Below are 13396 nucleotides of genomic sequence, written 5' to 3'. Positions count from 1 at the left end.
ATTCGCGCCACAAAACAGTCATATGAACAGACCGTCAGGGCGTGGCCTCCCGGACATCTTCCGACTCACGGTCCACCATCGGCCCATGAGCACGACGATTCGCATCGCACAGCAACCCGAGGCCGACGAACTGCTCGGGCGCAGCCCGCTGGCCGCCCTGGTCGGCATGCTGCTGGACCAGCAGGTGCCCATGGAGTGGGCGTTCTCGGGGCCGTACACCATCGCCGTACGCATGGGGGGTGACGATCTGGACGCGCGCGCGATCGCCTCCTACCACCCCGAGGCATTCGCCGCGCTGCTCTCGGAGAAGCCGGCCGTGCACCGCTACCCGGGGTCCATGGCCAAGCGCGTGCAGCAGTTGTGCCAGTTCCTGATCGCGCACTACGACGGTGACGCCGCCGGGCTGTGGCGAGACGTCGCCACGGGCGCCGAACTGCTCAAACGGCTGACCGAACTCCCCGGCTACGGCAAGCAGAAGTCGCAGATCTTCCTCGCACTGCTCGGCAAGCAGTACGGCGTACGGCCCGAGGGCTGGCGCGCGGCGGCCGGCGCGTACGGCGAGGAGGGCTCGTACCGCTCGGCGGCGGACATCACCGGGCCCGAGACCCTGGCCAGGGTCCGCGCGCACAAGCAGGAGGCCAAGCGTGCCGCCAAGGAGGCGAGGACGACGGGCGCGGCGGACGGCCCGCGCCGGGCCGGAGCATGACGGGACCACAGGGCTGAGTGATCGTCAAGGGCTTCCGGAAAGTGATGACTTGTGGCACATCTGTTCCCCAACAGGCCTCAAGGTCGCTAGCTTTCCCTCACTCGATTCACTCAACTCTCTCAACTCGTTCGAATCGTTCCGCTCGACCGGTTCGACCGACTTCCCGTCGTCACCGCTCGTTCGCATCGGAAGGACCCCTGTGAACGCAACGTCCCGCAGACTCGTCGCCGTCGCAGCCGCCACCGCGCTCGCCGCCCCGCTTCTGCTGTCCGCATCCTCCGCCTCGGCGCACAACAGGCCCGACCCGGCGAGGGACGCCACGAAGCTCGCCAGGAAGCTCGTCAAGGAGGCGTCCGGCAAGGACGCGTACAAGCACCTCAAGAAGTTCCAGGACATCGCCGACTCGGCCGGCGGCCACCGCGCCGCCGGGTCGCTGGGCCACGACGCCTCCGCCGCGTACGTGTACAGCCTTCTCAAGAAGGCGGGCTACGACGTCAGTTACGACACCTTCGTCTTCACGAACATCGAGACGCAGGCCGAGACCCTGAAGGTCGTGTCCCCGGCGCCGCGGGACTCCGCGATCACCGCCATGTCGTACACGAAGTCCACGCCCAAGGGCGGCATCACGGCCCAGCTGGCCGTCGTACCGGTCGACGCGACCACCGGCTGCGAGGCCACCGACTACGCCGCCGGCGCCTTCACCGGCAAGATCGCGCTCATCCAGCGCGGCGGCTGCGACTTCGCCCTGAAGCAGCAGACGGCCGCCGCCGCGGGGGCGGTCGCCGCCATCGTCTCGAACAACGTCGCGGGCGCGCTCGCGGGGACCCTGGGCGACCCGGCGGCTGCCCGGATCCCCACCGGCGGCATCACCCAGGCCGAGGGCGCCAGGCTCGCCCAGGACGCCGCGGCGGGCCCCGTCACGGTCAACCTGGACCTGCGCCAGCTCCAGGAGCAGCGCACCACCCGCAACGTCATCGCCGAGACCAAGGGCGGCAACCCGGCCAACACCGTGATGCTCGGCTCGCACCTCGACTCGGTCACCGAGGGCCCCGGCATCAACGACAACGCGTCGGGCTCCGCCGGACTGCTCGAAGTCGCCCTGGATCTCGCCAAGTCGCGCGAGAAGCCCGCCAACAAGGTGCGCTTCGCCTGGTGGTCCGCGGAGGAGCTGGGACTTCTCGGCGCCGAGGACTACGTCCAGGGCCTCACCCCGGAGCAGGCCGAGCGGATCAAGCTCTACCTGAACTTCGACATGATCGCGTCGCCGAACTTCGGCCTGTTCGTGTACGACGGCGACGACTCGGACGCCGTGGGCTCGGGACCGGGCCCGGAGGGCTCGGCCCAGCTGGAGAAGGGCATCACCGACTTCCTCGACAGCCAGGGCCACCCGCACGAGGGCACCGACTTCTCGGGCCGTTCCGACTACGGGCCGTTCATCGCGGTCGGCATCCCCTCCGGGGGAACCTTCACCGGGGCCGAGGGCGTCAAGACCGCCGCGCAGGCGGCGAAGTTCGGCGGCGAGGCGGGGGTCGCGTACGACCCGTGCTACCACGCGGCCTGCGACGACCTCGACAACATCGACAAGAAGGCGTTCGACGTCAACGTGGACGTCATCGCCGACGCCGTGGGCCACTACGCCCACGACCTGAGCCCGCTCGGCGCGGCGGCCGGCACGAACGCGATCGCCAAGACGGAGCGCACCACCGGCGGCGACACGGGCGTGGGCGCGTCGAACGCCCACGAGCACGAGTCCCGCGCCTGACGGACCGGCAGGCGGGGAGCGGGCGTACGGGCCGACGGGCATCCTGACGTACGCGCCGACTTCCTGACGGTCCGGCGCAGGGCGAGTCGATGGCGGGCGCCGGGGGAGCGATTCCCCCGGCGCCCGCCGCACGTCCGCGCTCCTCCTCAAGAAGGCGGGAGGGCGGCGGGCCCCGGCGGACGGGACGGTTCCGGTCTTGCGCCGCCGCCCCTATGACCCCTATCGGCGGCTATGCCCCACCGCGCCATGGCTGCGCCCGGAGGCGCTCGCCCGGTAGGCTTTCCGTGTGATCTTCAAGCGCATCGGTAACGGGCGGCCGTATCCCGACCACGGCCGGGAAAGCACCCGGCAGTGGGCGGACGTAGCGCCGCGCCCGGTCCGCCTCGATCAGCTCGTCACCACGAAGGGCCAACTGGATCTGGAGACGCTGCTCGCCGAGGACTCGACCTTCTACGGAGACCTCTTCGCGCACGTCGTGAAGTGGCAGGGCGACCTGTATCTGGAGGACGGTCTGCACCGCGCCGTCCGGGCGGCTCTCCAGCAGCGGCAGGTACTGCACGCGCGCGTACTGGAGCTGGACCGGGCCTGACGGCCTGACAGGCTCGACGGGCCGCCGGTGCGACATGGCGGACGAGCCGCGCGGGCGACCGGTCGGCAGGACAGCAGGACAGCAGGACGGACAAGCCGACAGGACCGCAGGACGGCGGATTCACGGCCGTCCCGGCCGGGTGACGGGCTGATGGTCCCTCAACCAGCCGATGACTGAGCCTTTCGGGGTCTTTCCGGCTTCTCCAGGCCGTACCTGTTGATCATTTAGTAGGAATCACTACTCAAGCGCACTACGCTGCGCCCATGAGCATGCTCACCCCCCCTGGCATGGGCGGCCGATACCGCATCACCGGTTCCAAGTACCCGCGCATGCGCCGCCCCCGTAATCGCCGCAGGATCGTGCTCGCGGCCGTCGCGGCGGCCGTCGCCCTCGGTCTGCTCGGCTGGGGGACCGTACAGCTCATCGACGTGTTCACGGCGGACGACGACGGATCGAGGAAGACCACGACGGCCTCGGCGCGTGAGCCCGAGTGCAAGCCGTCGCCGTCGGCCGCCACCGCCGCGAAGAAGCTGCCCGCGCCGGCCAAGATCAAGGTCAACGTCTACAACGCGACGCCCCGCGCTGGACTCGCCAAGACCACCGCCGACGAGCTGAAGAAGCGCGGCTTCGTCATCGGCAAGGTGGGCAACGCCCCGGCCGAGTTCGACAAGAAGATCCCCGGCATCGGGATGCTGCTCGGCGCCCCGGCCGCCGCGGACGGCCCGTTCACGGTGCTCGGCGCCCAGCTGAACGGCGCGAAGACCCAGCACGACGCCCGTACCACCAAGGACGTCGACCTGCTCCTCGGCACGGCCTTCAAGACCCTGAACGTGCGGAAGGACGCCGACCGGACCCTGGCCGTCCTGACCAGGCCCACCCCCGGCGCCCCCTGCTGACCCGTCTCCGGCCTCCGGGCCGGACAGTGCCTCAGTCGACCGTCCCGTACATGCGGTCGCCCGCGTCGCCCAGCCCCGGCACGATGTACCCGCGGTCGTTCAGCCGCTCGTCGACCGCCGCCGTGACAACGGTGACCGGTGTGCCCGCCAGCTCGCGCTCCATCACCTCGACGCCCTCAGGGGCGGCGAGAAGCACCACGGCGGTCACGTCGTCCGCGCCGCGCTTGATGAGCTCGCGGATCGCCGCGACCAGCGTGCCGCCGGTGGCCAGCATCGGATCCAGGACGTACACCTGGCGGCCCGACAGGTCCTCGGGCATCCGGGTCGCGTACGTCGACGCCTCCAGCGTCTCCTCATTACGGATCATGCCGAGGAAACCGACCTCGGCCGTCGGCAGCAGCCGCACCATGCCGTCGAGCATGCCGAGACCGGCGCGCAGGATCGGCACCACGAGCGGGCGCGGGTAGGACAGCTTCACACCCGTGGTCGGCGTCACCGGAGTCTCGATGTCGACCTGCTCGGTGCGCACGTCCCTGGTGGCCTCGTAGGCGAGCAGGGTGACCAGCTCGTCGGCGAGGCGCCGGAAGGTAGGGGAATCGGTGCGCCTGTCGCGCAGCGTGGTGAGTTTGTGCGCGACCAGCGGGTGGTCGACGACGTGAATCCGCATGCCTCCACAGTAACCGCGGCCCGGTCGGGGGCATCCGTCGGCATCAATCCGCCGCCCGGGGGGAAGGTGTTGGGGCACGCACGGCGGACCGGGTCGCAGGGCCTGGTACGCGACCGGGCGTCGGTCGCCGTACGGGACCGGGGCGCCCGGACGTACGGGCCGGGACCGGGTATCCGCCGTCGTACGGAACCGAGCCGGGCACGGGGTCGGGCGGCCGGACCTCCTAAAGAGGTGACCGCCACCGGGTCCGCGCACGGGGAGACAGTCAACCGAGTCACGGGGTGGTGAGGCGGCGATGCCGGACCGGCAGCGGCGGAGTCCGCGGGGACGGGACAGCGGCGCCGGCTCGGCCGACGCGGAGCGGGACGGCACCGAGCCGGACGACACCCGCCCCCTCGCGGAAGACACCCGGCCCACCACGAAAGGTGCCCGATCCGTCGTTCAGGGCGTCCGGCCGCCGGCCGGCACGCGCGCCGGGGCCGCCCCCGGCCCCGCCCGGGGCTCCACTCCGGATCCCGCCCCGAGCCCCCTCCCGGATCTCGCCCCGGATCCGCCCCCCGACGAGAGCGACGCGGCCCGGCGACGGAGGCGGGCACAGTTCCTGAGGGAGTTGAACGAGGCGAAGGCCCTGCGCGAGCGGGTGAAACCTCGGCAGGCGCGGGCCGCCCGGATGCGGCAGCAGATGCGGATGCGGACCTTCCGCTGGTAGGCGCGGGCCGCCCGCCCGGCGGCCCTCCGGCCGTCGCGCGACCGCCACTTGGGCACCGTCCGGCACCCGCTCCCGCTCTCCTCCACGGCTCCCGGCCGCCCCCGTCCGGGCACTCGTGGGCCCCGGTCCAAAAAAATGCCTGCACGACGCAACGGCGGAAGACCTCTCGCAATCGCCGGGTTTCTGCCACGATTCCGAGTAGTGGGCGGGGCAGAGCGCAGCGCACCGCCGAATCGTCACCTCTGACCAGTGGGAGAGTCACGGTGTACTTCGCCGCACTGCTCGCGCGCACCGAAGACGGGTGGGAAGCGAGCGACACAGAGCTCGACGACGTGGAGACCTTGTCGGATCTGACCGATCTGGCCCGCGAAGCCTCGGTGGACGAGGACACGGTGCTCGTCTTCATCGAGCAGGAGGACGCCTGGTTCGGCGTGCTCCGCGTGGAGGGCGAGGAGGATCCTCGCATCTACGTCTCCGACGCGGCCATGGCCGCACGCTCCTCGTACGGGGAGATCCTCACGGACGAACTGCTCGGCGGGGACGATGACGACCTCGCCGACGCCCTGGACACGCTGGACCTCGACGGCACCGAGGACGGCGAGACTCAAGAGCAGGAGGACACGGAGGACACGGAGCACCTGGACGCGGATACCGGTCCGGTCGGCGTGACCGGAGCGGGAACGGTTCCTCCGGGACCGGCGGGCGACCGCTCGATCCTGGCCGACCTGGGTCTGTCGGAGGCGGAGCTGCTGGCGCTGGAGTCCGACGCCATGTCCGAGATCGCGGACGCGCTGGGCGCCTCCGAGGTGCTGGAGACCGCCCGCTAGTGACGGAGCACGACCCCCGGCAGGCCCCGGCGGACCACGGTCCGCCGGCCGACGACCCCCTGACCGACCCGAACCCCGACCCGACCTCAGATCCGAACTCCGATCCGGCCACCGGTTCAGGCACTGGCCCGGACACCGACCCGAACTCCGACCCCATGGCCGACGAGGACACCGCCTCGCCGCCCGACCCGGTTACTCACCCGGTGCGTGAACCGGGACCCGACCCGGTGCGTGACCGGTGGCGGGCGCCGATGCGCCTCGCCCTGGAAGAGGCCGCGCGCGCGGCGCCGTCCGGCGATGTGCCGGTCGGCGCCCTCGTGCTGGCCCCGGACGGCTCGGTCCTGTCCCGGGGCCACAACGAACGTGAGCTGACCGGCGACCCGACCGCGCACGCCGAGGTCCTGGCCGTCCGCCGGGCCGCGGCCGAGCTGGGCGCCTGGCGGCTGACCGGCTGCACGCTCGTGGTGACCCTGGAGCCGTGCACGATGTGCGCGGGCGCGCTGGTGCAGTCACGGGTGGCCCGCGTGGTGTACGGCGCGCTCGACGCGAAGGCAGGCGCGGCGGGCTCGCTCTGGGACGTCGTACGGGACCGCCGTCTCAACCACCGCCCGGAAGTGATCCACGGAGTGCTCGCCGACGAGTGCTCGCAGCTGCTGAAGGACTTCTTCCGGGACCGCCGGACAATCGATTTCTGACCACGGGCCACCTTGGGCTAAGCTTTCTCTCGGTAGCGTGTCCGAGCGGCCGAAGGAGCTCGCCTCGAAAGCGAGTGTGGGGAAACTCACCGAGGGTTCAAATCCCTCCGCTACCGCTCTCACACCCTCTTGATCTGCGGAAACGCGATCGGGAGGGTGTTTTGCGTGCGCCCAGGCACAGTCCGGCACACAGGCACGAGCACCGGCACGGTGGGGTCGGCCACCCGGGCCCTCCGGTGCGCTCGGGTCCCGATCCCCGTACGCGGGCCCCCGCCCCTCCCGTACGCCCGGCCCCGCCCCTCGCACGCGAGAGACCCCGCCCCTCCGCGAACTCCGTGGAGTCCGGGGAGAGACGGGGTCCCGAGGCGTCAGCCGCCGTGCCGCCGCACGGCGCTACCGCTTCACCGTGCTACGGGAAGTTCACGATGTTCGACGGGATCGTCGACGTGCCCGAGGTCGGTGCGCCGACGCTGTTGATCACATGGTTGTACTGGCCCATGCCGCCGAGTGAGACGACCAGGATGTTGTGGAACTTCACCCCTGGCTTCACCGGCGCCTGGAAGCCGTGCTCCTGACGGATGTTCGGGTCGGACGTGTAGTTGCAGTAGCTGCCCATGGCCCAGCCCTCATGGGTGACGACGGAGTCGTCCACCTTGTAGCCGGCGTAGCCCTGGATGCTGCCGTTCTGGATGGACGCCTGGTTCGGGGCGTCGTACGCCTTCTCGTTCTGGAAGAAGATCGTCCGGCCCCGCTCGCCGCTCCAGCGCACGTCGTACTTGTTGAAGTGTTCGACGAACAGACCCGTCGCGAGGACGTCGTCGCCGTTCACCTGGAGGCCGTAGTCGGCGCGGTTGGTCTCCCAGCCGACGCCCTCACCGTGGTCGGCCCGCCAGATCCAGGTGTGGTCGATGATCGCGTCGTCGCTGTTGACGACCATGCTGGTGGTGGCCTTGCCGGGGCCCGCGCCGCCGATGCGGATGAAGACGTCCTGGACCGTCGTCGGGTTGGCGGAGTGGTCGGCGGAGGCGTTCTGCGGGCCGACCTCCAGCAGGGTCGGGGAGTTCACCGGTCCGGCGTCGATCAGGAAGCCGGCCAGCTTCACGCCGTCCACGTCGGCGACCTTCATCGCGGTCACCCCGTTGTCCGGGATGATCGTGGCGTAGCCGAGGCCGAGGACCACGGTGTTCGCCCGGTTGACGTTGATCGACTGGTCGACGTGGTAGATGCCCGGGGTGAAGAGCAGGTGCAGGCCCTGGGCGAGCGCCGCGTTGATGGTGGCCGCCGTGGCACCCGGCTTGACCACGTAGAACTGGTCGAGCGGCAGGGACTCACCCTGCGGGGTGCCGTTCCAGGAGACGCCGCGCGCGTTGGTGCGCTTGGCCGGCACGAAGACCTTGTACGTGTTGCCGTCCAGGTAGAGGAACGGCTTCTCGCGGGAGGTCGGCGTGTTGGCGAGCGTGGTGTACGGCGGGTTCGGGAAGGACGTCGCGGGCGCGCCCTCGACCCCGGAGAACGCCATGTTCCAGACGCCGTTGCCCCAGCCCCCGATGGCGCTGTCACGCGTGTACCACTGCTGCTGCGAGTACGGCGTGATCTGGCCGTCGATCTTGCTGTCGGCGATGTAGCCGCCGCTGGCCCAGCCGTAGCTGGCAGGCGCCAGGTTGAGCCCGCCCTTGACGTGCATACGGCGGAACGGCGCCGCCTGCGCGACGGCCCAGCGGTTGCTGCCGCTGACCGGGGTGACGGCGAGGTTCTCGGCCGAGCGCCAGAAGTTCTGCGTGGCGTTGCCGTTGAACCAGCCGGCGTCGACGGTGATGTCACCGTTGATGTTGGTGTCGTCGGGCTTCAGGCCGAGACCGGAGATCGAGGTGTAGAAGCCGATCTGGGCGTTGAGGCCGCTGTACGTGCCCGGCTTGAAGAGGAGCTGGTAGCGCCCGGTGCCGAACTGGGCCGACTCCTGCTGGCGGAAGATCGTGTCCAGCGTGCCCTGGATGTTGGGCGTGGACGGGTCGAAGACCTTGACGTTCGGGCCGAGGTCACCGCCGCCCTGGATCGGACCGCCGGGGCCCGTGCCGCCGCTCTCGCCGAACACCTGGAACTCCCAGAGCGAGTGGCCGTACTGGGTGGCGCGGGTGGTGCCGGTGAGCTTCACGTAGCGGGCGCTGCCGGAGACGTTCAGCGTCTCGTTGCCACCGGGGCTCGTGGTGGTGGAGTACGCGGTCGTCCAGCTCGTGCCGTTGGTGGACAGCTCGATCCGGTACGCCTTGGAGTACGCGGTCTCCCAGCGCAGCAGGACCTGGCTGAGCGCGTAGGTGGAGCCGAGGTCGACCTGGATCCACTGCGGGTCGCTGGCGGCGCTCGACCAGCGGGTGCCGTTGTCGCCGTCGACGGCGGCCGACGCGGGGGTGCCTCCGTTCTCCGTGCTGGAGACCGTCACCGGCTTGCCCTGCGAGAGCAGGGTCGGCGCGGCGCTCGCGGCGGTGGTGGTGGGGATGAGCATCAGCAGGGAGGCGACCAGGGTCGCGGCGATGGACGCGGCGATGCCTCGGCGTCTGGCCGACGACGGTCTCCTGAGCACCGGAACTACGGACGGCGGAGCGTGCATGGGCAGGTCTCCTGAAGTCTCTTGCAACGGGGGTGAGTTCGGGACACGGACCGGAGAGATCGGGCAGAATCCCGGAGAGCGCTCTCTCGTTACGCCAGATGGTTCTATCGTGTTTCGTACACGTCAAGAGTTGTGCACGCACCGACCGTCTCGGGTTGCCTTCCGGTCAACAACTAACCGACCCTGCGGGGCTTTTGCCCCTCTTCGCGACGTGTCCCGCAGAGTATGCGTTCAGGTCCTGACGGAGCGGGGCAGTGGCACGGCGGGCGCGGAGCGACGGAGCGGGGCACTCGCGCGGCCGGTACGGCGGACCGCTCGGGGAGCGACCCGCACGCGTCGAGCGAGCCCGAATGCCGTCCGGCCGAATGCGGTCACATGAGTGATCGAAATCGGCCTCCGAACCGACGCATTCGTACGGTTAGACTCACGCGATCGCACGGGGACCGCAGGGAGGCAACGCTGATGGTGCAAACGAAGAAAATCGTGCTCTATCTGCTCATAGTCTTCGTGCTGTACACGATCATCACGTCACCCGAACGGTCCGCCGATCTCGTCCAGGTCGGGTTCGAGGGCATAGCCAGCGCGGCCGAGGGTGTCGGCGAGTTCATGACCGAGCTCGTAGAGTAGCCGCGACCGCGGGATCCGGGGAGCGGTGATCGCGCCCCTTTTCGCAGCCGCCGGTCCTTCCGCCGGTCGCCACCCGGCCCTGCCGCCCGTCGGGCGCCCCGTTCGCGAGGCCCGCCCTTCACCCGGCGGCCGTTCACCTCCCGGCGGCCCGTTCCTCGTTCGTCGGCCCGTTCTTCATTCCGCGTCCCCGTCAGGAGCCCTCCGTGATCCGGCATCTGGTCCTCTTCAAGCTCAACGAGGGCGTCTCGCGCGACGAACCCCGGGTCGTCGCCGGCGCGCGGGCCTTCTTCGGACTGGGCGGCACCATCCCGGAACTGGAGTTCTGGGAGTGCGGCTGGAACATCAGCGACCGGCCGATCGCCCACGACTTCGCCATCAACTCGGCGGTCGCCGACGCCGCCGCGCTCACCCGGTATCTGGAGCACCCCGACCATCAGGCGGGCGTCGCGCAGTGGCGCGAATTCGCCACCTGGGTGATCGCCGACTACGAGTTCTGACCGCTTCCGACCGTTTTCCCCGCGCCCGGCCTTCTCGGCGCCCGGCCCCACGCCCTCACGGCGTGGGGCTTTTCGCGTTCGAGGGGCGACTGCCGCGCCAACACGGAGCTTTCTGGTGCTTGCACACAGTGGGCATGTCTTGTGATGCTATGACCGCTTTTGACGGATGAGTTGACCGTAGTTGACCGCGAAGGGGTGGCGTGACCGTGCCGGCCAGTACAACGCCTCGTATGCCGCCCCAGAGCGATTCCAGATCCGAGCCCAGATCCGGACCGCGGGCGGAACCCGGATCCGAATCCACGCGTGAATCCACACGCGATGCCACGATCGACTCCAGGACCGGCCCCAGGACCGGCTCCAGGACCGACGCGGGGGCCGACTCCGGGGACGACTCAAGAACCGACTCAAGAACCGACTCAAGAACAGGCTCCAGGGCCGATTCCAAGGCCGGAGCGCCGTCCGTCGGGCCCCCGGCGGCCGGAACCCCGGCCGCGGCCACATCCGCCCGGAACGCCGCCCCCGGGAGCACTTCCGCCACAGGCGCCGCCCCCGCGGACACGTCCGCCGCGGCCCCCCTCGTCGAGGTGCCGGGAGAGGGCGAGCCACGGCCGTCCACACCGGCGACCCGGGGCGCCGACACCCGGGCGCTGACCCAGTTGCTCTTCTCGCAGATCAGGGACCTGGAACGGGGCAGCCCCGAGCACACCCGCGTACGCAGCGCGCTCATCGAGGCGAACCTGCCGCTCGTGCGGTATGCCGCCGCCCGCTTCCGCAGCCGCAACGAGCCGATGGAGGACGTCATCCAGGTCGGCACGATCGGCCTCATCAACGCGATCGACCGCTTCGACCCGGACCGGGGCGTGCAGTTCCCGACCTTCGCGATGCCGACCGTCGTCGGCGAGATCAAACGCTACTTCCGCGACAACGTACGGACCGTCCACGTCCCGCGCCGGCTCCATGAGCTGTGGGTCCAGGTCACCGGCGCCACCGAGGACCTGACGACGGCTCACGGCCGCTCCCCGACCACCGCCGAGATCGCCGCGCGGCTGAAGATCTCCGAGGAGGAGGTCCTCGCCTGCATCGAGGCGGGGAGGTCGTACCACGCGACCTCGCTGGAAGCGGCCCAGGAGGGCGACGGACTGCCCGGCCTGCTCGACCGGCTCGGCTACGAGGACCCGGCGCTGGCCGGTGTCGAACACCGCGATCTGGTCCGGCATCTGCTCGTCCAGCTGCCCGAGCGGGAACAGCGCATCCTGATGCTGCGCTACTACAACAACCTGACGCAGTCCCAGATCAGCCAGGAGCTCGGCGTCTCCCAGATGCATGTCTCACGGCTGCTGGCGCGAAGCTTCGCGCGTTTGCGATCCGCAAACAGGATCGAAGCGTAGCTCTTCCGGGTAGTAACCCGGCGGCGCACTCTCCAGCTGCAAATTCGCATACCCCCTCATTCCGGTGCAGATATGTCGACTTGGCGCTACAGCGTGTTGACGACATGTGACATTCTGCTGGAAGCGCGTTTGCCGCGGCCCCACCGCCGGTATTCAGGTGGAGGCTGCGTTCCTTCGACGGGAGCGGCCACCGCGACCGTCAGCGACCTCAAGGGGGTGGCATGTCCGTAGAACAGGGCAGCTCGAAGGTGCTCACGCTCAACAAGAGCGACCAGGCACCGGAGGCGCCGGAGGCGCAGAACGGCCTCGACACCGCGGCCGAACCGCGCGTGTCCCAGCCGGAAGCCATCGACACCCGCACTCTCTCCCGCTCCCTGTTCCTGCGGCTCGCCGTGCTCGCCCAGGACAGCCCGGAGCGCACCTATGTGCGTGACACCCTCATCGAGCTGAACCTGCCGCTCGTGCGGTACGCGGCGGCCCGGTTCCGCAGTCGCAACGAGCCGATGGAGGACATCGTCCAGGTCGGCACGATCGGCCTCATCAAGGCGATCGACCGCTTCGACTGCGAACGGGGCGTGGAATTCCCCACGTTCGCGATGCCGACCGTCGTCGGCGAGATCAAGCGCTTCTTCCGCGACACGTCGTGGTCCGTGCGCGTCCCCCGCCGGCTCCAGGAGCTCCGGCTGGCGCTGACGAAGGCCAGCGACGACCTGGCGCAGAAGCTGGACCGTTCGCCGACCGTGCCCGAACTCGCCCTGGTACTGGGCGTGTCGGAGGAGGACGTGGTCGACGGCCTCGCGGTCGGGAACGCGTACACGGCCTCCTCGCTGGACTCCCCGTCCCCCGAGGACGACGGCGGCGAGGGCTCGCTGGCGGACCGTCTGGGGTACGAGGACATGGCCCTGGAAGGGGTGGAGTACCGCGAGTCGCTGAAGCCGCTGCTGGCCAAACTCCCGCCCCGCGAGCGGCAGATCATCATGCTGCGCTTCTTCGCGAACATGACGCAGTCCCAGATCGGCGAGGAGGTCGGCATCTCGCAGATGCACGTCTCGCGCCTGCTGACCCGTACGCTCGCGCAGCTGCGCGAAGGGCTGATCGCCGACTGACAGCGGGCGTCACCGCGTGGACGGCCCCGGCGAAGGCCGGTGCCGGTCGCGGTGACGCCCCCCGAGGGGAGCGGAGCGCCACCGCCGGGTGACGAGTGTCGGGCGACGCGTGCCGGGCGACCGGCGCCGGCCCGGGTGTGGTGTGCCGGGTCCGACGTGACAAGCCTGATGTGACGGGCGGGACTGTCGTGACTGGCGGGACATAACCGCCTCGGGGTGACGAGTGACCGCGATCAGCGCCCCGGCGACCGACAACCGACGACTCATAACCGACGGCCGACGACTGACGACCGGCGATCGGTGCCCGACACCGGCACCCGGC

The 13396-nt window shown here is 70.2% G+C and carries 12 protein-coding genes and 1 tRNA gene; 11 read left to right on the top strand and 2 right to left on the bottom strand.

Annotated features, from left to right (window positions below; genetic code table 11):
- Positions 1-85: 85 nt before the first annotated feature.
- From OG875_RS16130 to OG875_RS16115, 4 genes are all read left to right on the top strand, one after another.
- Positions 86-706, top strand: a complete 621-nt coding sequence (locus OG875_RS16130; RefSeq protein WP_330174933.1) for an HhH-GPD-type base excision DNA repair protein — start codon at positions 86-88, stop codon at positions 704-706.
- Between the two features lie 199 nt (positions 707-905).
- A complete protein-coding gene (locus tag OG875_RS16125; RefSeq protein ID WP_330174932.1) occupies positions 906-2468 on the top strand; it encodes a M28 family metallopeptidase in 1563 nt (520 codons plus the stop codon).
- A 286-nt stretch (positions 2469-2754) separates the two neighbouring features.
- Entirely contained in the window at positions 2755-3057 is a 303-nt protein-coding gene (locus tag OG875_RS16120; protein WP_330174931.1) for a type II toxin-antitoxin system VapB family antitoxin, read from the top strand.
- A 263-nt stretch (positions 3058-3320) separates the two neighbouring features.
- Positions 3321-3953, top strand: a complete 633-nt coding sequence (locus OG875_RS16115) for a LytR C-terminal domain-containing protein (protein ID WP_330174930.1) — start codon at positions 3321-3323, stop codon at positions 3951-3953.
- Between the two features lie 31 nt (positions 3954-3984).
- Here the strand turns inward: OG875_RS16115 and upp are convergent, their stop codons facing one another.
- Positions 3985-4620: a uracil phosphoribosyltransferase gene (gene upp / locus OG875_RS16110; RefSeq protein WP_330174929.1), complete on the bottom strand. Its 636-nt coding sequence runs from the start codon at positions 4618-4620 to the stop codon at positions 3985-3987.
- Positions 4621-5592: 972 nt separating this feature from the next.
- Between upp and OG875_RS16105 the strand changes: the two genes are divergently transcribed.
- From OG875_RS16105 to OG875_RS16095, 3 genes are all read left to right on the top strand, one after another.
- A complete protein-coding gene (locus OG875_RS16105; RefSeq protein ID WP_330174928.1) occupies positions 5593-6156 on the top strand; it encodes a tRNA adenosine deaminase-associated protein in 564 nt (187 codons plus the stop codon).
- 155 nt (positions 6157-6311) lie between these two features.
- Entirely contained in the window at positions 6312-6851 is a 540-nt protein-coding gene (tadA, locus tag OG875_RS16100) for a tRNA adenosine(34) deaminase TadA (protein WP_330174927.1), read from the top strand.
- Between the two features lie 31 nt (positions 6852-6882).
- A tRNA-Ser gene (locus tag OG875_RS16095) sits at positions 6883-6967 on the top strand.
- A gap of 293 nt (positions 6968-7260) precedes the next feature.
- Here the strand turns inward: OG875_RS16095 and OG875_RS16090 are convergent.
- Positions 7261-9351, bottom strand: a complete 2091-nt coding sequence (locus OG875_RS16090; protein WP_330177761.1) for a discoidin domain-containing protein — start codon at positions 9349-9351, stop codon at positions 7261-7263.
- A gap of 567 nt (positions 9352-9918) precedes the next feature.
- Between OG875_RS16090 and OG875_RS16085 the strand changes: the two genes are divergently transcribed.
- From OG875_RS16085 to OG875_RS16070, 4 genes are all read left to right on the top strand, one after another.
- Positions 9919-10083 (top strand): hypothetical protein, encoded by a 165-nt coding sequence (locus OG875_RS16085; RefSeq protein WP_330174926.1) that lies wholly within the window; start codon positions 9919-9921, stop codon positions 10081-10083.
- 203 nt (positions 10084-10286) lie between these two features.
- Positions 10287-10580 (top strand): Dabb family protein, encoded by a 294-nt coding sequence (locus OG875_RS16080; RefSeq protein WP_330174925.1) that lies wholly within the window; start codon positions 10287-10289, stop codon positions 10578-10580.
- A 584-nt stretch (positions 10581-11164) separates the two neighbouring features.
- On the top strand, positions 11165-11968 hold the full coding sequence (locus OG875_RS16075; RefSeq protein WP_330174924.1) for an RNA polymerase sigma factor SigF: 804 nt from the start codon (positions 11165-11167) through the stop codon (positions 11966-11968).
- Positions 11969-12189: 221 nt separating this feature from the next.
- Entirely contained in the window at positions 12190-13074 is an 885-nt protein-coding gene (locus tag OG875_RS16070; RefSeq protein ID WP_330174923.1) for an RNA polymerase sigma factor SigF, read from the top strand.
- The last annotated feature ends 322 nt before the right edge of the window (positions 13075-13396 follow it).

It is taken from the genome of Streptomyces sp. NBC_01498 (assembly GCF_036327775.1).
GTDB lineage: Bacteria > Actinomycetota > Actinomycetes > Streptomycetales > Streptomycetaceae > Streptomyces.
This window is presented reverse-complemented; position numbering and strand designations above follow the sequence as displayed.

Excerpts from the sequence above, each read along its gene's own strand:
- OG875_RS16130 (WP_330174933.1), top strand. The coding sequence starts at position 86 with ATGAGCACGACGATTCGCATCGCACAGCAACCCGAGGCCGACGAACTG.
- OG875_RS16115 (WP_330174930.1), top strand. The coding sequence starts at position 3,321 with ATGAGCATGCTCACCCCCCCTGGCATGGGCGGCCGATACCGCATCACC.
- upp (WP_330174929.1), bottom strand. The coding sequence starts at position 4,620 with ATGCGGATTCACGTCGTCGACCACCCGCTGGTCGCGCACAAACTCACC.
- tadA (WP_330174927.1), top strand. The coding sequence starts at position 6,312 with ATGGCCGACGAGGACACCGCCTCGCCGCCCGACCCGGTTACTCACCCG.
- OG875_RS16090 (WP_330177761.1), bottom strand. The coding sequence starts at position 9,351 with ATGCTCATCCCCACCACCACCGCCGCGAGCGCCGCGCCGACCCTGCTC.
- OG875_RS16085 (WP_330174926.1), top strand. The coding sequence starts at position 9,919 with ATGGTGCAAACGAAGAAAATCGTGCTCTATCTGCTCATAGTCTTCGTG.
- OG875_RS16070 (WP_330174923.1), top strand. The coding sequence starts at position 12,190 with ATGTCCGTAGAACAGGGCAGCTCGAAGGTGCTCACGCTCAACAAGAGC.